This window comes from Streptomyces sp. NPDC003456 (assembly GCF_042878735.1).
Taxonomy (GTDB): Bacteria; Actinomycetota; Actinomycetes; order Streptomycetales; family Streptomycetaceae; genus Streptomyces.
On the sequence record NZ_JBIAOK010000002.1, the window covers coordinates 656,142 to 678,254 of the forward strand.

Consider the following 22,113-nt stretch of genomic DNA (forward strand, 5'->3'; position numbering starts at 1 on the left):
CTGTGCCGACGAGGCGGGCCCTTGTCGCCGGCCCCGCTCACCACCTCGTCCACGTCGCCCACCTCGCCGCCTCAGTCGACCAGGACGCCCGGGTTGAGCACACGCCGGGGATCGAGGGCGTCCTTGGCGGCGCGCAGCGCGAGCGCGAAGGGCTCGGGGCGCTGGGCGTCGTACCCGGGGCGGTGGTCGCGGCCCACGGCGTGGTGGTGGGTGATGGTCGCGCGGTACCGGCGGAGCACCTCGCAGGCGGCTGCCTTGATCTCGTCCCACACAGCCACCTCGTCACCGGGGCGTCCGGCGACGGCGACGGTGAAGTAGGGGGCGGCGCCGTCCGGGTAGACGTGCGTCAGGCGGCAGTTGACCGTGGCCGGGTTTCCCGTGGCCTTCAGCGCGGCGGCACCCACCTCGGTCCGTACGGCGTCGACGAGGTCGGGGACGCGGTCCCAGGTGGCGGCCGTCTCGAAGGTCTCCACCACGGCGCCCATCCGGGCCAGGCCGTCGCGCAGGTAGGGCATCCGCAGGAACGCCGAGCGCCAGGCGCTCACGGCGGCGTCGGCCGGGCCGCCGTCCCCGGCCGACGCCGCGTCGCCGGCACCACCCCGGCCGCCGTGCGCGCGGGCCAGTTCCAGCGCGTCGGCGAGACGGTCCCCGACCGGGGCGGTGGCCGACTCGAAGCCCAGGACCAGGACCGAGGAACCGTCCTGCGCGGCCCCGGAGAGCAGTGCCTCGCCGGGGTCGAGCAGGCGGCAGTTGGCCGGGGCGAGATCGGACTGCGCGACGGCGCGCACCGCTTCCAGCGCCCGGTGGAAGTCGGTGAAGGCGACGGACGCCGACGCCTTGAAGCGGGGGCGTTCCTGCAGGCGCATCCACGCCTCGGTGATGACCCCGAACGCTCCTTCCGAACCGAGGAAGAACCGGTCGGGCGACGGTCCGGCGCCGGACGCGGGCAGACGCCAGGACGTGCCCGACCCCGCGGGCGTGACCACGGTCATGCCCTGCACGAAGTCGTCGATGCGGGTGCGCTCGGTGGCGTAGTGCCCTCCGGCCCGGGTGGCCAGCCAGCCGCCCAGGGTGGAGAACTCGAAGCTCTGCGGGAAGTGGCGCAGCGTGAGCCCGTGGGGCCTCAACTGCCGTTCCAGCGCCGGTCCGAGGGCACCCGCCTGGATCCTGGCCGAGCGGCTGACCGCGTCGACCTCCAGGACCCGGTCCATCGCGGTCAGGTCCAGGGACAGCACCGCGCGGTGGGTGTCGCCCCGATACTCCACGCCGCCGACCACGGAGGTGCCGCCGCCGAACGGCACGACGGCCACACCCTGTCCTCCCGCCCAGTCCAGCAGGTCCGTCACGTCCGTGTCGCGCAGCGGGTGGGCGACGAGGTCGGGGATCCGGCCCGGCCGGCCGCGCAGGGCCCGAGCGATGTCGCGGTACGCCCTGCCCATGGCGTGGGCGGCTCGGACGTCCGGGTCGGTGCTGATCAGGTGGTCCAGCGCGGGAGGCGGTGCGACGCCGGGACGGTCGATCCGCAGGTCGGCGACCCGCGGCAGCGGCAACGGGCGGGGGTGCGTGCCCGGCAGGAGGGATCCCAGGGCGGTGCACTCGGCATCACCGGGGTGGGCGTCGGCGTAGCCCCAGCCCCACCACGAGCGGATGCGGGAGGAACCGGTACCGGACGGCGCGGCGGACGAGGACATGCGTGTGCTCCCGACGGGACGCAGGAAGTTACCCGACGGAAAATTACCCTAGGGTAATATCGGTGTCATGCCAACGGTTCCCTCACGCGCCGGCACCAAGGGAGTGCCCAGGGCCGCACGCGAACGACAGATCCTGGCGGCCGCCACCGAGGAGTTCGGCCGCCGCGGCTACGAGGCCACCACCATGGCCGCCGTCGCCGAACGGGTGGGCGTCACCAAGCCCCTGCTCCACCAGTACTTCGGCGGCAAGCAGGACCTCTACCTGGCCTGCCTGGACCCGGTCGGCACCCGCCTGCTGGACGCCGTCCGCAGCGCCCTGGCCGAACCCGCCCCGGGTGCACCGCCCACGCCCCTGCGGGTGCTGAACGCCCTGTTCACAGCTCTGGACGGGCAGCGCGAGGCCTGGTTCGTCCTCTACGACGCGACCCTGCCGCCCGGCACCGCCGCCGCCCGGCGCGCCGCGCACCACCGCGACGCCATCGACGAGCTGGCCGCCGTCGGCACCGCCGACCTGCTGCGCACCGCGGGGTCCACCGACCCGCTCGACGCCGACGCCCTCACCTACGCCTGGCGCGGCCTGTGCACGGCCCTGGTCCGCTGGTGGGTCACCCACCCCGACCAGACACCGCAGGCCATGACGGAACGCTGCGCACGCCTCTTCACGGCGGGCCGCGCCATCCTCGCCGGGGACAGCGGGACCGGCTGAGCCCCGCGACTCGGTGGGCACTCCCGTCGTGTCCAGGTGCTCGCCATGCGAGGAACCCCTCGGCCGGTGCCGCCGGGTTGCTCGCGACGGCGCGTGCGCTGCTCAACTCGCGCGAGCTCGACGGCCCTTCCCGAAATGGTCCGGGCCTGCCGGGCGTTGAGCATCGCATGACTCACCGACCCACGCCCCGCTCCCTGACCGACGAGGACGCCACCAAGCTGCTCGCCGCGCAGCAGTTCGGCACGCTCGCCACCGTGAAGCGCAGCGGCCATCCTCATCAGACGACGATGGTCTACAGCTGGGACGCCGCGTCGCGCACCCTGCGCTTCTCCACGACGGCCGATCGCGTCAAGGTGAAGCACCTGCGTCACGACCCGCGCGCGTCTCTGCACGTGCAGGGCCCGGACATGTGGTCCTTCGCCGTCGCGGAGGGCGAGGCCGAGATCTCCGAACCCACCACGGTCCCCGGCGACGCGGTCGGCCGTGAGCTGCTCGCCATGCTGCCCGGGTTCGCGAAGGCCGGGGACGAGGACGCGTTCCTGCGGCAGCAGGTCGACGAGCGCCGCGTGGTGATCCGGCTGAGGGTGAACCGCCTCTACGGGACGGCGATCGACGGCGCAGGCCAGGAGCGCCGGATGCCCCCGCGGTCGTACGGCACCCTGGTGCCGGCCACGGGTACGGGCACTTCCCAGGCGGCCCCGACCGTTCACCCACCCATCCCATAACCTCGTGCATGAGAGGCGCGACGTCCTGAGGAGGTCCTGGTGCTCGGAAGAGGCCCGCGGTTGCTCGCCGGTGCCATGGCCGCGGTGTGCTTGCTGCTCATCGGACCCAGCGCCCCGGGCGGCGGCCTCATCGGCAGCTCCTCACCCGTCGAGGCCGCGAAGGACGTCGTACCCGGCCGGGTCATGACGTGGAACATCTGCAACCCCTGCGAGGTGGGTGACGTCGAGCGGGCCGCGGAGATCGCCGCGTACGCTCCGCAGGTCGTCGGCATGCAGGAGGCGTGCGTCCGGGACGTCGAGAGGATCCGCGACTACCTGGAGCACCGGCACGGGCTGGTGTACCACGTGGCGTACGGGTCGGTCCTGCGGAGCTGGGGGCGTTGCGGGGGCCTGCCCTGGAATCCCGGGGGCTTCGGCCAGGCGATCCTCTCGGCGGCCCCCCTGTCCGACCTCGTCACGGACGAGTATCCGGACGGCGGATCCGAGGACCGCGGGTACATGGCGGTCACCACGACCGTGGGCGACCGCCCGGTCCGGGTCTTCAACACCCACCTCGCACAGCGGCGCCAGGAGGAGGTCCGCGCGGGCCAGGTCGGGGTCCTCACCGAACAGGTGGCGCGGCACGAACGGGCGATCGTCCTGGGCGACTTCAACGCCGTGCCGGAAGCACCCGAACTCACCGGCATGTGGGCGCTGGCGACGGACACCGACCCCCGGTGCCGCCCCGAACCCACGGGTACCTGCCGGCCGACCACCGACTGGCAGAGCAAGTTCGACTACGTCTTCCTGCGCGGCATCACCGCCCGCGACCATCAGGTCCACCCCACCCCCGCGTCGGACCACCACGCGGTGTACGCCGACCTGGACCTGCCGCAGCCGGCGGACCGGCCCTGACCGGCGCGCGCGGGACGACAGCCGCGCACTCGTGCCGGACGAAGTCAACGGTGTCCCGGGCCAGGGCGCCGGTGTACCGGGCGAGGCCACCGGGCTTACGGCCCTGGCGGTCCGTCGGTGGAAACGGGCTCGCGCTCGGGGGCGGCTGGGGCCCAGACTCGGGGCATGGGTGACATGGGGGCGTTCGAGGACGCGGTGGCCGCATGGGCCGTGGGCGGTTCCGGCGGGCCCGCCCGCGAACTGGCGTCCCGGCTGGGGGTGCGGGCCGCCGTCCTGCTCGAAGGGCGCCGCGACGTGGCGGCGGTCAACGCGCTGGCGGCCGGCCGGGGCCGGGACCTGGCGGCCGAGGGGGTGTGCGTCCTGTCGATCGGCGGCGCCATGAGCGTCGGGCGCTACGCCCGCCTGCTGGGCTCGCCCGGGCTGGGGCTGCGCCTCACGGGACTGTGCGACGAGGCCGAACGGGACTACTACGCCCGCGGTTTCGAGGCGGCCGGGGCGGCACAGCGCGACTTCTTCGTCTGCGCCGCCGATCTGGAGGACGAGCTCATCCGCGCGCTGGGCGTCGCGCGAGTGGCGGAACTCGTCCGGGAGGAAGGCGACGGGCGGCCCCTGCAGACCTTCCTCCGCCAGCCCGCCCAGCAAGGACGCGCTCCGCAGCAGCAGTTCCGGCGGTTCCTCGGGACGAAGAAGGGCCGCAAGATCCATTACGGTCGCGCCCTGGTCGAGGCGCTCGAAGCGCACCAGGTGCCGCAACCGCTGGAGCGCTTGCTCGCCGTGCTGTGAGGCCGGCGGCCGCAGGCGCACCAGCCGCCGCACAGGCCCCCGCCGGTCCGCCGTCCCCGCCTGCCCGCCGTCCCCGCCTCTCGCTTTCCCGCGTGTCCGCCGCCCTCGCCTACGCCGTCGGCTCCTCGGTCCGGGCCTCGATCGCGCGAAGGACCGCGACCATGTCCTCGCCCCCGTGCCCCCGCCGCACCGTCTCGTCGTAGAGGGCGTGGCAGACGTCGAGGAGCGGGGACGCCAGGTCGGCTTTGCGGGCGGCCTCCGCGATCAACCGGTTGTTCTTCAGCACGTCCGCCGCGGCCGCCTGGACCGAGAAGTCACGCTCCAGCAGCTTCGGAGCCTTGACCCGTGAAACGGCGCTGGCCATGGGGCCCGCGTCCAGGACGTCCCGCAGCAACTCCTGGTCCAGCCCGTGCCGTTCGGCGAAGTGGAAGGACTCCGCCAGCCCGGTGACCAGGGTGATCAGGAACAGGTTCACGGAGAACTTCATGAGCAGCGCCCCCGGGACGGGCCCGCACAGGAAGGTCTCCCGGCACATCGGGGCGAGCAGCGGCCGCACGGCCGCCACGGCGTCCTCGTCCCCCGCCAGCATCCCCACCAGCTCACCCCGCTCGGCGGGCACGCGGCTCCCGGAGACCGGCGCCTCGACGTACCGTCCGCCCGCGCTGCGGACGTCGTCCCGCAGCGCGCGGGAGTACTCGGCCGAGGTCGTGCCCATGTGGACGACCGTGCGGCCGGCCACGCGCGCGCCGAAGTCCGGTGTACCGCGCCCGAGCACCGTGTCGAGGGCGGCCTCGTCGGCCAGCATGAGGAAGACCGTGCCCGCCCGGTGGAACACCTCCCCGGCGTTCGCCGCCACGTCGGCCCCGGCCGCGCGCAGCGGCTCGCACCGCCCGGCCGTGCGGTTCCACACCACGAGCCGCGTCCCGGCACGGGCCAGGTTCAGGGCCATGGGCTGTCCCATGACCCCCAGGCCGATGAAACCGACGTCCATGACGCACCGCCCTTTCCGCCCGCCCGCAGGGCAGGCCGCCGCCGGGACCCCCGGCTATGACCGTCGTCATAGTAGCCGTCGTCATGACGACCGTCATAGGGTGCAACGGGGACGGGACGGCGAGTGCGGGCGGCGAACGGAGACGGCGATGGCGGAGGGCGCACGGGGACCGCGGGAGCGGATGGTCTTCAGCGCGGCCCAGCTCATCCGGCGTGACGGGGTCGTCTCCACCGGCATGCGCGAGGTCGCCGTCGACGCGGGCGCCCCGCGCGGTTCCCTCCAGCACTACTTCCCCGGCGGCAAGACGCAACTGGTCGACGAGGCCGTGGGCTGGGCGGGCGGCTACGCCGCCAAGCGGGTCGCCCGGTTCCTCGCCGCCCTGCCCGAGCCGACACCGAGCGGACTGTTCGCCGCGATGGTGCGGCAGTGGACCGACGAGTACGAGACGGCCGGGTTCGCCGGCGGCTGCCCGGTCGCGGCCGCCACGGTCGACTGCGCGCACACCGCCCCCTCCACCCGCCGAGCCGCCTCCGCCGCCTTCGGCCGGTGGACCGCGGCGGTGGCCGACGCCCTGACCGGCATGGGCGTGCCGGGGGAGCGGGCGGGCGCCCTCGCCACGCTCATGATCAGCAGCCTGGAGGGGGCCGTCCTCCTCGCCCGCGCCGAGCAGGACGTGCGCCCTCTGAAGACCGTGGCCCGCGAACTGGGCCCCGTCCTCGACGCGGCGGTCGCGAGGAACGACGGCTGAGGTTCCCGGGCACGCTCCGCCGCTGACCCCGCCGGGGGCACCGCTCGCCCGGACCGGGCAGCGCTCACTCCGGCCAGTCGGAGCGGCTGACGACGTCCACGAAGTCGACGCGGCGGAAACCGGGCACGAAGTGTGCGAGCACGTCCGCGTCGACCGTGCCGAAGGTGGTCGCCGGGCGGTGCCGGAACCCGTCCGTGAACGTCTTCATACCGTCGAACAGGAGGACACCGACACGGTGCTCGCTCGGCCTCGTCGTCCTCACCCCCGGACTCCCGGCTCCCCGGCGGAAGCACCCTTCGTGTCGTCCCGCCGGGTCGTCCGGAAGCGCCTCTGGTAGGCGGCAGGGCTCAGGGACACCTCGCGGGCGAAGACCCGGCGCAGGCTCTCGTAGCTCGGGAAGCCCGCGAGGAGCGCCGCCTGCGTCGCCGTGTGCCCCTGGTCGAGCAGCGACTTCGCCAGATCGAACCGGATGGACTCGACGTACCGGGCGGGCGTGGTGGACAGCTCGTCGCGGAAGAGCCGTGTGAGGTGGCGAGGGCTCATGTTCAGGTGCCCGGCGAGATCGGTGAGCGAGTGCCGGCCCGCGGGGTCGGCCAGCACCAGGTCCGTCACGGTGCGCAGCGCGGGAGCCTTGGGCGCCGGCCCCCGCAGCGGGGCGGAGAACTGCGACTGGCCCCCCGAGCGCTGCACGTAGACCACGAGCGCGCGGGCGACCTCGCGGGTGAGGTCGGGGCCGTGGTCCTCCTCGACCAGGGCCAGCGCGAGATCGATGCCCGCGCTCACACCCGCCGACGTGTAGACCGTGCCGTCGCGGACGAAGAGGGCGTCCGGTTCGACCCGCGTCCTCGGGTGGCGTTCGGCGAGCTTGTGCGTGACCTTCCAGTGGGTCGTGGCGCGCCTGCCGTCGAGCAGGCCGGTGGCGCCGAGGACGAACGCCCCGGTGCAGACGGACGCCACCCGTCCCGCGCCGAGGGCCAGCGCCCGCGTCGCCTCCACCAAATCGCGGCCGATCGGGGTGCGCGGGTACACGTCACCGCCCGGCAGCACGAGCGTGCCCGGGGGCTGCTCCGCCGCCGCCGCTCCGTCGACCGCGACCCTGATGCCGATCGACGAGGTGACGGGAGCGCCCGCGGGCGACAGCAGCCGGACCCGGTAGCCGGCGCCGAGCCGGTTGGCCTCCTCGAACACCTCGGCGGGACCGGCGACGTCCAGCAGCTTGACCCCGTCGTAGACGAGGATCGCGACGTGGTGCGCGGTGGATCTCACGATGGCCCTTCCTGCCTGTCCTGATTCGGGTGGTTCATGGCCGGACCGGGGCGGCGCCCCGGGCGGCCGCACGGCACGGTGGAGGCAAGGAACACATCCGCACCGGCGCACCACCTCCCTCGCACCGGCGGAACAGCACTCCGCCGGTGACGTCCCGGACGCGCTGGTGACACCGGAACCGACGCGGGTGACATCCGGAACATGCCGGTGCCGCCCGGACCGACGAAAGAACGAACGTCATGACCGACACAGTCGCTGGAATCGCGTTCCCCGTGACCGCGGCGACCGACGAAGCCACCCGCCGCGTCCGGGAAATGGTAAGCCCTCTGGTCTTCCATCATTCCCGGCGGGTTTTCCTCTTCGGCTCCCTCCATTCCCGGGCGCTCGGCCTCCGGCCGGACCCCGAGCTGCTCTGCCTCGCCGCCCTGTTCCACGACACGGGCCTGCTGACGCCGTTCTCCGGCGCCGTGCAGCGGTTCGAGCTCGACGGGGCGGACCACGCCCGTAAGTTCCTCCTCGACCAGGGCTTCTCCGCCGCTGCGGCGGACGTCGTGTGGCAGGCGGTGGCCCTGCACACGACGCCGGGCATCCCCGCCCGGATGGGGCCGGAGATCGCTGCCACCGCTTTCGGCGTACTGACCGACGCCATCGGCTGGGGACTGGACGAGCTGGACGCGGATCAGGTGCGGGAAATCACCGACGTCCACCCGCGCGGCGACTTCAAGCGGGAGTTCCTGCAGGAATTCGTGGCCGGCCTGAAGAACCGACCGGAAACGACGTACGGCACCGTGAATTCCGATGTCCTCGAGCATCTCGTCCCCGATTTCCGGCGCACCGGCATGGTCGAGCGTGTCACCGGGTCGGCCTGGCCGCAGTGATCACCCCACCCACGTCCCCTGCACGATCGGCGAAAGGAACCGCCATGCACGCCGTCACCGTCCGAGACCGCTCCGCCGGGATCGCCGGGCTCTCCCTGACCGAGATCGACCACCCGCACGCCGCCGAGAACGACGTCGTCGTGCGCGTGCACGCCGCCGGCTTCACCCCCGGGGAGCTCGACTGGCCGGCGACCTGGACGGACCGCGCCGGCCGGGACCGCACCCCGAGCGTCCCCGGGCACGAACTGTCCGGCGTCGTCGTCGGACTCGGCTACGGCACCACCGGACTCGGCGTGGGCCAGCGGGTGTTCGGCCTCGGCGACTGGGCCCGCGACGGGTCGCTCGCCGAGTACGTCGCGGTCGAGGCCCGCAACCTCGCCCCCCTCCCGGCGGACGTGGACCACACCGTCGCAGCGGCCCTGCCGATCTCCGGACTGACCGCCTGGCAGGGCCTGTTCGACCACGGCCGCCTCACCACCGGCCAGACCGTACTCGTCCACGGCGCCGCGGGCGGGGTCGGATCGCTCGCCGTGCAGCTCGCCCGCGAAGCCGGGGCACGGGTCGTCGGCACCGGCAGGGCCGGCTCCCGCGAGACGGTGCTCGGGCTGGGCGCGGACGCGTTCGTGGACCTCCGGAGCGACCGGCTGGAGGACGTCGGCGAGGTCGACCTCGTCCTCGACGTGCTCGGCGGTGAGATCCTGGACCGCTCGACCGCGCTGGTACGCGACGGCGGCACCCTGGTCACCGTCGCCGAACCGCCCCGGATCCGGCCGGAGAACGGCCGGGCCGTGTTCTTCGTCGTGGAACCCGATCGCGTCCGGCTCGCCGACCTGGTCCGCCGCGTACGGGACGGACGGCTCCGGCCCCTCGTCGGGGACGTACGGCCCCTGTCCGAGGCGCCCGCGGCCTTCGCCCCCGGCGGCAAGCGCGCTCCCGGCAAGACGATCATCCGGGTCTCGGAGGACTGAGTCACGAAGTCGCCGCCGACGCCGCCGACGACAGGGAAGACCTCGCCGGTGCCGGTGAGCCGGGCCACCCGCAGCCGCCCGGACGGGCGGCTCGGGGGCCGGGCCCGGCGCCACCCGGCGGGCGCCGGCACGATGGTGCGCTGCTCGGCGGTCGACATGCCCGACGAATGGGCCCGCTACCAGTGGGTGTTCACCACACCGGACGGAGGTCCCCGTCTCGTGGGCACCGATGTCGTCCATCTGCGCCGGAGCCTCATCGACCAGATCATCGGCTTCGCGGGGGAGATCAAGCCGCCCGCCCCTTGAGCTGCGGCACCGGGCGGCCGGGGGCGGCGGTCAGCCCGTCAGATGGCGCTGGATCCAGTCCGCCGCCGTGCGGCGGAAGAAGCGGCGGTTGTCGGCACGGCGGAAGTCGTGGCCCTCGTGCTGCAGGACGACCAGTTCCGCCTCCACACCGCGCTCCCTGGCCGCCCGCACGAACTGCTCGGACTCGCCCGGCGGCACGTTGGTGTCGTGCTGACCGTGCACCGCCATCACCGGCGCCCGCAGGGCGTCGATGCGGCTCATCGGCGACAGGGAGCGCAGCAGGTCCCGGTCGCGGTCCGGATGCCCGTACTTGTGCGCCGCCGACCGGGCGATCCACGGCTCCGTGCCGGCGAAGAACGTGGCGAAGTCCGACATGCCGCAGACGGCGACGCCCGTGCGGAACAGGTCCGGATGCCACACCAGCGAGGCCAGCGTCAGGTAGCCGCCGTACGAGTGGCCCATGACGGCGAGCCGCCTCGGATCGGCCAGGCCGGCCAGGATCGCGTGGGCCGCGCAGTCCGCGACGTCGTCGATCGCGGCGAACCGCCCCGTGCCCAGGTCGGCGTCGACGAAGGAGCGCCCGTAGCCGGAGGAGCCGCGCACGTCGGGTGCGAAGACGTCCAGGCCCCGGCCGACGAGCTCGTGGTACAGCGGATCGAAGACGGGGCGTTCCTGGTCCTCGGGGCCGCCGTGCAGGTGGATGACGCAGGGCGCGGGCTCGCCGGGCGCCCGGCCCGGTGCGCGGTAGTACCAGCCGCCGAGGGTGAGCCCGTCCCGGGCGGTGGGCCGCATCGGCAGGGGCCGCACGGGCGGACGGTCACCGGGGACCGTGTCCTCGTCCCGGGAGGACCAGGGGGTGCGCAGGGCCGTTCCCTGGTGCAGCCACCACAGACCCGGGCGGCGCTGCGAACCGGACAGCGCCACCACCGGGCCGTCGGGGTCGCCGGTGGGGGCGACGCGGGTGACGACCTCGTGGGGGAGCGGCACGCTGCGCGCGGGTCCGACCGACGCGGCGGGCCCGGCCGCGACGGGGGAGCCGGCCGCCGGGGCCGTGGCCCCGCCGCCGGGACCCGTCCTGCCCGCGGCCCCGTCCACGCGCTCCGCTGCCGCCGCCGTGTGCAGCGCGACGATCTCCAGTTCGCTCACGCCGCGCACGTTCCAGACGAGTGCGGCGCCCCGGCCGTCGCGGTCCACGGCGAGCACGTCGAGGCCGCAGTCCGGGCGTTCCGCCGCCACGGAGAGACCCGTGCGCCGTCCCCGCCCGTCGAGACGCAGCGCGTACAGGGCGGCGAACTCCCGGTCGTGGTCGCTGCGCAGCCACACCGTCCGGCCGTCGGGCGAGAAGCCGCCGATCCAGGGATCGCCGTCGGCGACGTGCAGGGCGCAGGTGATCCGCATGTCGCGGGTGTCGACGACCAGCGCCTCGCGGCGGCCCCGGGGCCCGCGCCGCAGCAGGGCCAGCCGTCCGTCACGGCTCAGGTCGCACACCCGCAGGGTGGCCGCGCCGAGCTCGCTCGCGAGGAACACCGGCGCCGAGGCGCCCTCGGGGTCGACGAGGTACGTGGACAGCGTCAGCGGCACCGGTTCCTCACCGCCCGGCCGCTGGGCGTCGGGGGCGCGGTCGTCGCCGGTGAGGGCGAACGAGGGGGTGGGGGCGGACGGCTGCCCGCCCAGCAGGACGGCGGGGCCGTCCCGCGTGTCCCAGCCGGGGGGCAGCGACGGGCCGGGCGCCCCGCTCTCGGCCCGTACCGGTGCCGCCTCCGGTCCGCCCGTACCGGTGCTCGCCGGAGGTTCCGCCACGGTCACCGCGACGGCCGAACCGTCGCGCCGCCAGCACCCCAGATGGGCGGAGCTGCCCGGCTCGGCCCCGGCCAGGACGCGCCGCCCGGTGCCGTCGGGGCGCACGCACAGCACGCGGGTCAGCTCGCCGCCCTCGGGAGCGGTCGTGTAGGCGATCCACCTGCCGTCGGGGGACCAGGACACCTCGATGACCGGGTCCGGGTCGGCATCCAGCAGGTGCACGTCCCCGTCGACGGGCCCGGCCCACAACTGCGGTACTCCGCGCCGGTCGCAGATGAACGCCACCTGCCGGCCGCTCGGGTCCGTCGACGGATACCAGCAGCCGTGCCCCGCGAGCACCGTGGGACCGTCGTCGGGCGCCGTGGCGTCGGGCAGGTGCAGGGGCGCCGGCGCGGGCGCGGCCGGCGTGCCGCCGGACGCCGGGTCCGCCGCCGGACCGGCGTCCAGCAGGTCCCACAACCGGGCGGCGGTGTCCCGTCCGTCCGCCGCCGGCCAGGGTGAGCCCGGAGCCGGGGGAGCGGTCGTCCCCGGCGCCCCGGCCCGGGGGGGTGAGGCGGCCCGCTCCGCGCGCCTGCCGGTCAGTTGATCCCGTGCGTCTGCAGCCATATCTCCAGCAAAGCTACCTGCCACAACGTGTTCGCCCCACGACGGGTGCGGTGCGCGTCGGGCGCGGCGAGCAGTTCGGTCACGTACTCCTGACGGAACACCCCGCGGCCCTTGGCCTCGGGTGCGGTCAGGGCCTCGCGGACGCGGTCCAGCACCGGACCGGCCATGTGCTTGATGGCCGGCACCGGGAAGTAGCCCTTGGGCCGGTCCACGACCTCCCGGGGCAGCACCTTGCGCCCCGCGGCCTTCAGGATGCCCTTGCCGCCGTCGGCGAGCTTCAGTTCCGGCGGGCAGGCGGCGGCCAGCTCGACCAGGTCGTGGTCGAGGAACGGCACGCGCGCCTCCAGACCCCAGTCCATCGTCATGTTGTCGACGCGCTTGACCGGGTCGTCGACCATCAGCACGTGTGTGTCCAGTCGCAGGTCCGCGTCCAGCGCGGTCTCGGCGCCCGGGCCCGCCATGTGCCGCCGTACGAATTCGGCGGACACGTCCCGCGCGGGGAGCAGGGCCGGCTCCAGGATGCGGGCGAGGTCGGCGTGCGAGCGGTCGGAGTAGGTGTCGATGTACGCCTCCGCGGCCCGCGCGCGCGGGACGTCCGCCATGGCGGGGTACCAGCCGTAGCCCGCGAACACCTCGTCGGCGCCCTGGCCGCTCTGCACGACCTTGACCTCCTTGGCGACCTGCTCGGACAGCAGGTGGAAGGCGACCACGTCGTGGCTCATCATCGGCTCGCTCATGGCGGCGATCGCCCCGTCGAGCGCCTGGGACACCCGGTCGGAGGGCACCATCAGCTGGTGGTGGTCGGTGCCGAAGTGGCGCGCCACGAGGTCGGAGTAGTGGAACTCGTCGCCCTCCTCGCCCCCTTCGGACTCGAAGCCGACGCTGAAGGTCGCCAGGTCCCGCTGCCCCTCCTCGGCCAGCAGGGCGACGATGAGGCTGGAGTCGAGGCCGCCCGACAGCAGCACGCCGACCGGCACGTCGGCGACCATCCGGCGGCGTACGGCCGTGCGCAGCGACTCCAGTACGGCGTTCGTCCAGTCGTCGGCGCTCATCCCGGCGTGCTCGGGGCGGCGGACGTACTCAGGCTGCCAGTAGCAGTGGTCGCGCTGCGTGCCGTCCGGCTCGAGGACCCGGACGGTGGCGGGCGGCAGCTTGCGCACGCCGTTCAGGACGGTGCGCTCGCCCGGCACCGTGGCGTGCCAGCTGAAGTAGTGGTGCAGCGCGACCGGGTCGAGGGAGGTGTCGACGCCGTCCCCGGCCAGCAGCGCGGGCAGCGACGAGGCGAAGCGGAGCCGGTCGGCGGTCTGAGCGAGGTACAGCGGCTTGATGCCCAGCCGGTCCCGGCCCAGCACGACCCGGCCGGTGTCCTGCTCCACCAGGACGAACGCGAACATGCCGTAGAAGCGCTCGACGCAGGCGGTGCCCCACTCCTCGTACGCCTTCAGCACCACCTCGGTGTCGGAGTCGGAGAAGAACATGTGGCCGAGGCGGCGCAGTTCCTCGCGCAGCTCGCGGTAGTTGTAGACGCAGCCGTTGAAGACGCCGGCCACCCGGCCGCCCGGGTCGGTCATGGGCTGGGCGCCGGTCTCCGACAGGCCGATGATCTTGAGCCGGCGATGGCCGAGGGCCACCGGCCCCTGGGACCACAGTCCCCGCCCGTCGGGACCCCGCGGCGCGAGCCGGTCGGTCATGCGCTCGACCGCCGCGATGTCCGGCTTCCGCCCGTCGAAGCGGATCTCACCGCTGAGACCGCACATCAGGCACGCCCCCCTTCTTCTCCGTCCACGACCGAAGCGGGCCGGGGCACGGGACGGGCGGCGTGCGGCGCCGGGGAAAGGGGCCACGAGCTGGGCATGGGGGAACAACTCCTTGATCGCGACGGTGATGCCGGCGGACCGGCGCAGCCCGGTCTGCCGGTTCGGCGGGAAGCCGGGGAGAGCGGAAGAAGAAGGTGGTGCGGCACGGGACTCAGCCTGCGACTCCTCCGGCAGCGCTCCGGCGGAGCGCCGGGCGGGCCAGGGCCGTACCGCCGCCGGCGACCGGCCGCAGGGCGGCGGGGGCGGTGCGCCGCAGGGTGCGCCCGCCGCGCGTCTCGTCGACCAGCAGGTCGACGCTGGCGAGCAGGTCCTCGGAGGCCGCCACGCGGCGCAGCCGCTGTGCGGCGCTTCCGGCGGCGAGGGCCTCGTCCAGCAGGGTGCTCACGGTCTCCCAGTCGCCGGCGGCCTGCAGGGCCGGGCGCAGTCGGTCGCGCATCCGGCGCAGCACCGCGGGGGCCGGGGCCGCCCGCCGCGTCCGCGGGTCGACCAGGGGTCCTTCGAGGCCGGAGCGGGCGGCGCGCCAGGTGGCGGCGCGCAGCCACTCGTGGTGGCCGTCGCAGACCGGGCCGCTGTCCTTCTCCAGCCGTTCGCAGGCGTCGCGCACCAGCGCGCGGAACAGCCCGGCGATGAGCACGACCGTCTCGGCCCGCGGGCAGGCGTCGCAGATGCGCAGCTCCAGGGTCTTCTGGTGCGCCGACGGCCGTACGTCGTGGTAGAGCATCCCGGGGTCGCTGATGACGCCCGAACCGATCAGCTCGGCGACGGCGGCGTCGTACTCCTGGGCGCTGCCGTGGCAGCCGGCGGGGCCGGTGGTGGGCCAGCGCTGCCACACCATCGTGCGCCAGCTGGCGTAGCCGGTGTCCGAGCCCAGCCAGAACGGCGAGCTCGCCGACAGTGCGAGCAGCGGCGGCAGCCAGGGCGACACCAGGCACATGGCGCGCACGGCGGTGTCCCGGTCGGGCACGTCGACATGGATCTGGGCGCTGCAGACGAGCTGCTCGTGCACGAGCTTGCGGTACTCGTCGGCCATGTTCCGGTAGCGGGGGTCGTCGGTGACGTCCTCGGAGCCGAGCCGGGCGAGGGGGACCGTGCCGGCCGCCACCACCGCGAGCCCGAGGGAGGACGCGGCCGCGTCCAGCCGGCGCCTGGCCCCGACGAGGTCGGCGTGGAGGGCGTCGAGGGTGTCGTGCACCTCGCTGTTGCGCTCCACCGACGACCGCTGGAGCTCGGTGGTGAACCCGGGTCTGTCGAGCCGCTCGAGCACGGCTCGTCCCCGTGGCACCAGGCGCCCGCTCTCCACGTCCACCACGTGGAACTCTTCTTCTGCCCCGATACGCAACGTCACGGTCTCTCCCCTTGGCGGGTCTTACGTCGGCCGCCGGAGGGCCGCGGCCCCTGTGGCCGCGGCGGTGGCCGATCCGCGCCTACCGAGTGCCCTGACCTGGGCCGTACACGCATGCGATTCGCCGCATGGGGCTCAGCAGCCTCAGATGAGCACGGCGAACCCACGGGTCCCACGGCAGGTGAGGGGGGCGTACCGGTCAGACGGTGCCGTTGCGGCCGTGCCAGTCGAGGCACATCACCGTGGCGTCGTCCTCGGGATGCCCGTCGCACGCGTCCTTGACGGCGTTGGTGAGGACCTGCACCGCCTGCCGGGGGTGCAGGTCGCGGGTGTCGCGCAGCAGGGCGCGCAGGTCGACGGCGGCGGCCCGGCGGTCCTGCATGCCGTCGGTGACCAGCAGCAGCCTGTCCCCCGGGCGCAGGTCGATCTCCTGGATCCGGTAGGGCACCGGCGAGGGGACGCCGAACGGCAGGTTCACCGAGAGGCGGATCTCCTCCACGGTGCCGTCGCGCAGCCGCAGCGGCCAGGGGTGGCCCGCGTTGATCAGCTCGACGCGCTCCTCCTGGAACTCGATGCACAGCAGCTGCCCGGTGGCGAGCGCACCGCGGCCGTGCGCCAGCATCGCCCGGTGCGCCTGACGGGCCTGCTCCAGCACGTTGCACCCGGCCCGGCGGGCACCCCGCAGGGCGCCGAGCAGCAGCGTGGCCAGGAGGGCGGAGTCGACGTCGTGCCCCATGGCGTCGGTCAGCGACAGGTGCAGGGTGTCCCGGTCGAGGCAGTAGTCGTAGGTGTCGCCGCCGATGTCGTCCGCGGGGACCAGGGCGCAGGCGACGGTGAACTGCGGCGCCTCGCAGGAGGACGCCGAGGGCAGCAGCTGGTGCTGGATCTCCGCGGCCAGGGTCAGGGGGGTGGTGCGCTGCCCCCACTGGTAGAGGTCGGTGAAGCGCCGGTCGGTCACGATGATGTACGCCAGCGCGTGCGCCGCCTCGGTGACGTGCCGCAGCACCGTCTCGTCGGTGTGGGGGAGCGTCATCTCCAGTACGCCGACGCAGTCGCCGCGGTTGGTGACGGGGGCGATGACCCGCTGTCTTCCCTCCGCGTCCGTCTCCTCGTGCAGCCGCTGCGTGCGCAGCACCCGGTCGTAGGGGCTGTCGCGCAGCGGGGTGCGCTCGGCGCCCGTGTCGTCGGAGCCGGTGCCCGCCGCCTTGAGCCGCACCAGTTCCTGGCCGACGAAGTCGAGGAACAGGAAAGAGGTGGACACCGCACCGAAGCGCTTCTGCAGATAGCCGGCCACCACGTCGACCGACTCCATGGGAGCGGCGTCCTCGGCAGCCGCCAGCACCTCACCCAGATCGAATTCGACGGCCACGGCAACCCCCTTCCGGTCGCCACCTCTTTTATCCCGCTTCGAGGTGTGCACACCTGGCGCGCCGCCCCCCCGGCCGTGCCAGGACCTCGGGCGGCGCCGAGCGGCAGCCGAAAGGACCGGGGTCCGACGGCGGTGCGCCGTCGGACCCCGGGAGCGGGTCAGGAGTGGGCGGTCAGCCGGAACCTCCGCCCGGCCGTGGAGAGGGCGATGGCGTCGGACGCGGGGCCCGGACGGCGGCGGGGGCGGCCTGTCCGGCGTGGGCCGGGGCGATCAGCCCCGGCAGGCGCCGTCAGGAGCAGCAGCCGTGCCGCGAGCCGCCTCACGGGTAGCTGACCAGATTCGCCACGTTGGTCGAGGAGTTCGACGGCCCGCCCCGGTCGTTGATGACGTGCCGGATGGTGCCGGTGCCCCCGAGCGAGACGGTCACCATGTTCCGGAAGCGGACCTCGGGCCGGTTCGGCACCTCGAAGGCGCGCTCGGCCGTGACGGACGGGTTGACGTTGAAGTAGCAGTAGCTGCCCAGCCCGTACGCCTGGTGGCTGGTGACGGAGTCGGCGACCTTGTAGGCGGCGTAGCCCTGCGTCGAGCCGTTCATCCAGGCGGCCTGGCTGGGCGGGTCGTAGGGCATCTCGTTCTGGTAGAAGTACGTGCGGCCGCCGTTGCCGTTCCAGACGGTCTGGTGCTTCTGGTAGTGCTCGACGAACAGGCCGTACATGGTCACGTCGTCACCGTTCACCACGAGTCCGGTGTCGGCGGTGTTGGTGTTCCAGCCGATGCCCGCGCCGTGGTCGCCGCGCCAGATCCACATGTGGTCGCCGATGACGTCGTCGCTGTTGACCACGAGGCTCGTGGTCGCCTTGCCGACGGCGGCACCTCCCACGCGGAAGTACACGTCGTGCAGCGAGGTCGGGTTCGCCGCGTGGTCCGCGGACGCGCCGGACGGCCCGATCTCCACCAGGGAAGAGGAGTTGGTGGTGCCCGCGTCGAAGAGGACCCCGGCGATCTTCACGCCGTCGACGTCGGCGACGGTCATGGCCGTGACGCCGTTGTCCGGGACGAAGGTGGCGAGCCCCAGGCCGAGGACCACGGTGTTCGCCCGGGTCACGCGCAGGGTCTGGTTCAGGTGGTACACGCCCGGAGTGACCAGCAGGTTCTTGCCCTCGGCGAGGGCGGCGTTGATCTGCGCCGCGGTCGCGCCCGGCTTGACGACGAAGAACTGGTCGATGCCGAGTGAGGTGCCGGCCGCGTTCCCGCCGACCCACGTGGTGGCGGAGGAGTCGGCCCGCAGCGACGGGACGAACACCCGGTAGGCGCCGGCTCCGTCGACGTACAGGAAGGGCTTCTCCCGGACGGTCGGCGTCCGGTCGACCGTCGTGTAGGGCGGGTTGGGGAAGCTGTTGCCCGGGACGCCCTGGCTGCCCACGAAGACCATGTTCCAGTTGGAGCCGGTCCAGCTGCCGAGCTGCGAGTTGCGGGTCAGCCACTGCTGCTGGCTGCCGGAGCGCACCTGGCCGTCGATCTTGCTGTCGGCCATGAAGCCGCCGCTGGACCAGCCGCCGTCGCTGAGTTCGAGGTTGCCGCGCACGTGCATGCGCCGGTAGCCCGATGCCTGGGACACTGCCCAGCGGTCGGTGCCGCCGGTGGGGTTCACGGACAGGTTCTCCGCGCCGCGCCAGAAGTTCTGGGTGGCGTTCTGCGGCGGGAACCAGTCCGCCTCCACGTGCACGGCACCGTTGATGGTGACCGAGTCGGGCGATTGGCCGAGGCCGAGCACCTGTGTGTAGAAGCCGACGTTGACGTCGTTGCTGTAGGTGCCCGGCTTGAACATCACCGCGTAGCGCTGCGAACCGAACTGGTTGGTCTCCTGCTGCCGGAAGATCGAGTCCAGCCGGCTCTGGATCGTCGAGGAGGGCATGCTCGGGTCGAACACGGCCACGTTGGGGCCGAGGTCGGCGTCTCCCGGGGCGGTGTTCACCGGGGCCACCTGGAAGCGCTGCGCCGCCGTGCCGTTGCAGGTGTACTGCACCAGCTGGACGCTGTCGGCCGTCGACGCGCCGGGGACGTCCAGGCACTTGCCGCTGTGCCGGTTGACGAAGCGGTAGGCGCCACCGCCCTCGTCGACGGCACGCCACTGCTGGTTGGCGCCCCCGCCGTACGTCCACAGGTGGACGGCCGCGTTGTCGGCGGTGGAGACGTCGCTGACGTCCACGACCTGCCGGGCGTCGTTGCGGTTGTCGATGCGCACGTAGCCGTCGCTGGTCGGCGTGAAGCTCCACTGCTGGGCGGTGCTGCTGTTGCAGGTGTACTGTTGCACGGCCGTGCCGTTGACGGTGGCCGCCGCCCGGGCGTCCAGGCACTTGCCGCTGCCGCTGTTGACCACCGTGGACCAGCTGTCGGGCAGCGCGGCCGCGGCGGTGGGGGCGGCCGGGGCGGCCTGCGCCGGGGGAACGGCGCCGACCAGCGAGAAGACGGTGGCGGCAGCCGCCAGAGCGGCGACGAGGTGTCTGCGCGCAGCGGTGCGGGCGGGACGGGGAGCAGGAAGCATGGCTTCTCCTGTGCCGGGGGTACGGCAGGGGTGGGGGAGGGGGAAGGTCAGCCGTCGCTGGGAGACGCCCGAGCGGGTATCGGCCCCGCCGCCCGAACGACCTGTCCTGTAGTGCAGTGCACATGACAGATCGCTTGCGTCGGGACTGCCGCGGTGCGTCGTGGGGGTCTTATTTCAGTTCATGATTTAAGAAGTGATGCAAGCGCGTGTCAAGGTTCTGGTACGGGCCAATTCGGCTCCTGCGGGGCGCTGTTGGCAGAAGCCGGCCAGGGGCTGCCTGCGTTCCCGCACCACGGTCCCGCCCCGCTCCGGAGGCCCATCTTCCGTAACGGCACGAGCAGTTGACGGCGTGCCGGCCCCGGCGCCGGGTATCCGGAACCCCCACGGGAGCACACACCCTCACCTCATGGGAGGAACCGGTCATGTCGCGTCACGACGCGCCGCAGCAACATGGACTCGGCACCCTCGAACCCGGCACCAGGCAGCGCGCCCAACTGCCCACCCGTATCGCCGACATCGCCTGGACCGCGCTGGCCGTGCTGGTCGCACTGTGGGCCGTCTGGGCCTCCGTCGGCGCGGTACGCGGTACGACCGCGTGGGGCTACTGCGCCGTCGCCTGGGTCCTGCTGGCCGTCGCCCTGACGATGCGGGTCCTCACCGTCCGCCGCCGGGCGAGGGTCTGAGCGAGGAGCCGCGCCTGGAGCGGATCAGCACCTGCCTCCTCGGCACGTGCGGCCCGGGCAGGGGGCATTGTCAGTGGGGGCTGCGAGGCTGAGCGGCATGAACGGAGACGAGCAGCTGCTGCGGGGCCGGGTCTACGGCCACGACCACGACGATCCCGACCCGGGACCCTCGCCGCACCAGACGTACGCCGCGCTCACGGGAGGGCCGCTGGACGGGCTGCTGCTGGACATCACCGGCTGGCGCCCGGAGGAGGTCGACGACGGCGCCGCCCTGCCCACCGAGCTGGGACGGTTCCCCGGCGGCCGCTCCCTGTACGACCCGCGGCCCGGCGAGCCCCGCAGACCCGGCCCCGGAGTGAGCTGCCGCTTCCACCACACCGGGGACATCCCCTGACCCTCGCCGACGCACCCGGACCGCCGTCACCGCGCCCGCTCGCCGGGCCCCTCGAGGTCCACTCGCGGACGCTGCGGAAATTGGGTGCGCATGTATGCGTGAAGTCGGGGTAGACGGGCTTGCGCCGACGCGAGACGTTGTCGGTGCCGAGCTGGACGGATGGGGAGGGAAGCATGATGGCGACAGCCATAGCTGCAGAAACGGACACGGACGAGGTGCGTCTGCCGGAGGTCGCCGATCCGTCCAAGGTCGCGCCCAAGGACGCCCGCGAGCTGTCGCGGATGTTCTTCGACCAGCTGGCCGTGCTGGAAGAGGGCACGCCCGAGTACCAGTACGCGCGCAACACGCTGATCGAGATGAACATGTCCATGGTCCGCTTCGCCGCCGGCCGGTTCCGCAGCCGCGGCGCGGAGGAGATGGAGGACATCGTCCAGGTCGGCATGATCGGCCTGATCAAGGCGATCGACCGTTTCGAGCTGACCCGCGAGGTCGAGTTCACCTCCTTCGCGATCCCCTACATCGTCGGTGAGATGAAGCGGTTCTTCCGCGACACCACCTGGGCCGTGCACGTGCCCCGCCGTCTGCAGGAAGCCCGCGTGCAGCTCGCACGCGCCACCGAGGAACTGCGCAGCCGGCTCGGCCGCACCCCCACGGTGAAGGAACTCGCCGAGCTGATGAGCCTGTCCGAGGAGGACGTCCGCGAGGCGCAGATCGCCTCCAACGGCTACAACTCCTCCTCGCTGGACGCGGCTCTGAGCACCAGCGACGACGGTGAAGCGGTCCTGGCCGACTTCATCGGAGCCGACGACCGCGCACTGGAGCTCGTGGAGGACTTCCACGCACTGGCTCCGATGGTCGCCGCGCTGGACGAGCGGGACCGGCAGATCATCCACATGCGCTTCGTGGACGAGCTCACCCAGGCGCAGATCGGCGAGCGTCTCGGCGTTTCGCAGATGCACGTCTCGCGGCTGCTGTCCCGCTGCCTGGCCCGGCTGCGTGAAGGCATGCTCGCCACCGGCTGACACCCCCTCCCCGCCCCCCTCGGATGTGTCGCGCCGCCAGGCCGGCCGGACCCGCTCCGGCCGGCCTGGCGGTCTTTCGCGCACCTCATGGGCAGGGGCGTCAAACGTGCTCCCTCGGGTACGCGGGACGTGTGAACGGGGAGCGAGGACTCACGGTGGCCCTGGACGGAGACATAGCCAAGGCCCGTCATCTGGCTGCCGATTTCCTGGCCCGGCGCCAGGCGGAGCAGGGACTGCACATCTCCCAGCGGAGCGTGGACCTGACGCAGCTGGTGGTCAGCGAGCTGGTCACCAACGCCCGCAAGTACGCGCCGGGCCAGGCCCGCATGGATCTGCGGATCGAGGACGACGCGGTCGAGGTGACCGTGTGGGACTCCGATCCGGCGCTGCCGGTGGCCAGAGCCTCCGACGCCGGACGGGTGGGCCAGCACGGCCTGGAGATCGTGAAGGCCGTCGCCCAGGACTTCCGGGCGCGCCGGGAGCCGGTCGGAAAGAGCATCACCGCACGCGTCGCCCTCATGGACGGGCCCGACAACCGGCGGTAGATCCCGAGCGACCGGGCGGCAGCGCGAGAACGAC

18 protein-coding genes and 3 pseudogenes are annotated in these 22,113 nt (G+C 73.4%); 12 read left to right on the top strand and 9 right to left on the bottom strand.

From position 1 onward, the window contains the following. Positions 1 to 71: 71 nt before the first annotated feature. A complete protein-coding gene (locus ACFYWG_RS08675; RefSeq protein ID WP_389200127.1) occupies positions 72 to 1,691 on the bottom strand; it encodes an FAD-binding oxidoreductase in 1,620 nt (539 codons plus the stop codon). A gap of 67 nt (positions 1,692 to 1,758) precedes the next feature. On the opposite strand from ACFYWG_RS08675, the gene ACFYWG_RS08680 reads away from it, so the two are divergent. From ACFYWG_RS08680 to ACFYWG_RS08695, 4 genes and pseudogenes are all read left to right on the top strand, one after another. Continuing rightward, a complete protein-coding gene (locus tag ACFYWG_RS08680) occupies positions 1,759 to 2,397 on the top strand; it encodes a TetR/AcrR family transcriptional regulator (protein ID WP_383510513.1) in 639 nt (212 codons plus the stop codon). Between the two features lie 167 nt (positions 2,398 to 2,564). Beyond that, positions 2,565 to 3,020, top strand: a pseudogene (locus ACFYWG_RS08685) (PPOX class F420-dependent oxidoreductase); the annotation flags it as partial. 177 nt (positions 3,021 to 3,197) lie between these two features. Then, positions 3,198 to 4,016: an endonuclease/exonuclease/phosphatase family protein gene (locus ACFYWG_RS08690; RefSeq protein WP_383510531.1), complete on the top strand. Its 819-nt coding sequence runs from the start codon at positions 3,198 to 3,200 to the stop codon at positions 4,014 to 4,016. A 165-nt stretch (positions 4,017 to 4,181) separates the two neighbouring features. After that, positions 4,182 to 4,799, top strand: a complete 618-nt coding sequence (locus ACFYWG_RS08695) for a TOPRIM nucleotidyl transferase/hydrolase domain-containing protein (RefSeq protein WP_389200130.1) — start codon at positions 4,182 to 4,184, stop codon at positions 4,797 to 4,799. Between the two features lie 109 nt (positions 4,800 to 4,908). On the opposite strand, the gene ACFYWG_RS08700 is transcribed toward ACFYWG_RS08695, so the two are convergent. Continuing rightward, positions 4,909 to 5,790 carry an NAD(P)-dependent oxidoreductase gene (locus tag ACFYWG_RS08700; protein ID WP_385418546.1) on the bottom strand — a complete coding sequence of 294 codons (882 nt, stop codon included), beginning with the start codon at positions 5,788 to 5,790 and terminating at the stop codon, positions 4,909 to 4,911. A 148-nt stretch (positions 5,791 to 5,938) separates the two neighbouring features. Here ACFYWG_RS08700 and ACFYWG_RS08705 point away from each other — a divergent pair, with 148 nt between their 5' ends. After that, positions 5,939 to 6,538 carry a TetR/AcrR family transcriptional regulator gene (locus tag ACFYWG_RS08705; RefSeq protein WP_389200132.1) on the top strand — a complete coding sequence of 200 codons (600 nt, stop codon included), beginning with the start codon at positions 5,939 to 5,941 and terminating at the stop codon, positions 6,536 to 6,538. A 64-nt stretch (positions 6,539 to 6,602) separates the two neighbouring features. Here ACFYWG_RS08705 and ACFYWG_RS08710 read toward each other — a convergent pair. Both ACFYWG_RS08710 and ACFYWG_RS08715 read right to left on the bottom strand, forming a co-directional pair. Next, positions 6,603 to 6,746 (bottom strand): annotated as a pseudogene (locus tag ACFYWG_RS08710) (diguanylate cyclase); the annotation flags it as partial. A 50-nt stretch (positions 6,747 to 6,796) separates the two neighbouring features. After that, positions 6,797 to 7,804, bottom strand: a complete 1,008-nt coding sequence (locus tag ACFYWG_RS08715) for a GlxA family transcriptional regulator (RefSeq protein ID WP_385418552.1) — start codon at positions 7,802 to 7,804, stop codon at positions 6,797 to 6,799. A 239-nt stretch (positions 7,805 to 8,043) separates the two neighbouring features. On the opposite strand from ACFYWG_RS08715, the gene ACFYWG_RS08720 reads away from it, so the two are divergent. From ACFYWG_RS08720 to ACFYWG_RS08730, 3 genes and pseudogenes are all read left to right on the top strand, one after another. Then, complete coding sequence (locus ACFYWG_RS08720) at positions 8,044 to 8,682, top strand: HD domain-containing protein (protein WP_389200135.1); 639 nt, start codon at positions 8,044 to 8,046, stop codon at positions 8,680 to 8,682. A gap of 44 nt (positions 8,683 to 8,726) precedes the next feature. Then, a complete protein-coding gene (locus tag ACFYWG_RS08725) occupies positions 8,727 to 9,650 on the top strand; it encodes an NADP-dependent oxidoreductase (RefSeq protein ID WP_383510523.1) in 924 nt (307 codons plus the stop codon). 105 nt (positions 9,651 to 9,755) lie between these two features. Then, a pseudogene (locus tag ACFYWG_RS08730) lies at positions 9,756 to 9,956 on the top strand (nuclear transport factor 2 family protein); the annotation flags it as partial. A gap of 30 nt (positions 9,957 to 9,986) precedes the next feature. Here ACFYWG_RS08730 and ACFYWG_RS08735 read toward each other — a convergent pair. The 5 genes from ACFYWG_RS08735 to ACFYWG_RS08755 all read right to left on the bottom strand — a co-directional run bounded on the left by ACFYWG_RS08735 (position 9,987) and on the right by ACFYWG_RS08755 (position 19,435). After that, positions 9,987 to 12,362, bottom strand: a complete 2,376-nt coding sequence (locus tag ACFYWG_RS08735) for a S9 family peptidase (RefSeq protein WP_383510525.1) — start codon at positions 12,360 to 12,362, stop codon at positions 9,987 to 9,989. Continuing rightward, on the bottom strand, positions 12,335 to 14,119 hold the full coding sequence (locus ACFYWG_RS08740) for an N-acetylglutaminylglutamine amidotransferase (protein ID WP_389200138.1): 1,785 nt from the start codon (positions 14,117 to 14,119) through the stop codon (positions 12,335 to 12,337). Before ACFYWG_RS08740 ends, ACFYWG_RS08735 begins: the two co-directional genes overlap by 28 nt. A gap of 211 nt (positions 14,120 to 14,330) precedes the next feature. Beyond that, entirely contained in the window at positions 14,331 to 15,524 is a 1,194-nt protein-coding gene (locus ACFYWG_RS08745) for a glutamate--cysteine ligase (protein WP_383510529.1), read from the bottom strand. 196 nt (positions 15,525 to 15,720) lie between these two features. Next, positions 15,721 to 16,833, bottom strand: coding sequence for a PP2C family protein-serine/threonine phosphatase (locus tag ACFYWG_RS08750; RefSeq protein ID WP_383510533.1), 1,113 nt, complete (start codon positions 16,831 to 16,833; stop codon positions 15,721 to 15,723). Positions 16,834 to 17,209: 376 nt separating this feature from the next. Continuing rightward, complete coding sequence (locus ACFYWG_RS08755; protein ID WP_389200140.1) at positions 17,210 to 19,435, bottom strand: RICIN domain-containing protein; 2,226 nt, start codon at positions 19,433 to 19,435, stop codon at positions 17,210 to 17,212. Positions 19,436 to 19,857: 422 nt separating this feature from the next. On the opposite strand from ACFYWG_RS08755, the gene ACFYWG_RS08760 reads away from it, so the two are divergent. The 4 genes from ACFYWG_RS08760 (at position 19,858) to ACFYWG_RS08775 (ending at position 22,079) form a co-directional block, all read left to right on the top strand. After that, positions 19,858 to 20,118 carry a hypothetical protein gene (locus ACFYWG_RS08760; RefSeq protein ID WP_376327297.1) on the top strand — a complete coding sequence of 87 codons (261 nt, stop codon included), beginning with the start codon at positions 19,858 to 19,860 and terminating at the stop codon, positions 20,116 to 20,118. A 97-nt stretch (positions 20,119 to 20,215) separates the two neighbouring features. Then, entirely contained in the window at positions 20,216 to 20,512 is a 297-nt protein-coding gene (locus tag ACFYWG_RS08765) for a hypothetical protein (protein ID WP_385418569.1), read from the top strand. A gap of 176 nt (positions 20,513 to 20,688) precedes the next feature. Then, complete coding sequence (locus tag ACFYWG_RS08770; RefSeq protein WP_376327405.1) at positions 20,689 to 21,534, top strand: RNA polymerase sigma factor SigF; 846 nt, start codon at positions 20,689 to 20,691, stop codon at positions 21,532 to 21,534. Between the two features lie 155 nt (positions 21,535 to 21,689). Beyond that, positions 21,690 to 22,079, top strand: a complete 390-nt coding sequence (locus tag ACFYWG_RS08775; RefSeq protein ID WP_383511687.1) for an ATP-binding protein — start codon at positions 21,690 to 21,692, stop codon at positions 22,077 to 22,079. Positions 22,080 to 22,113 lie beyond the last annotated feature (34 nt).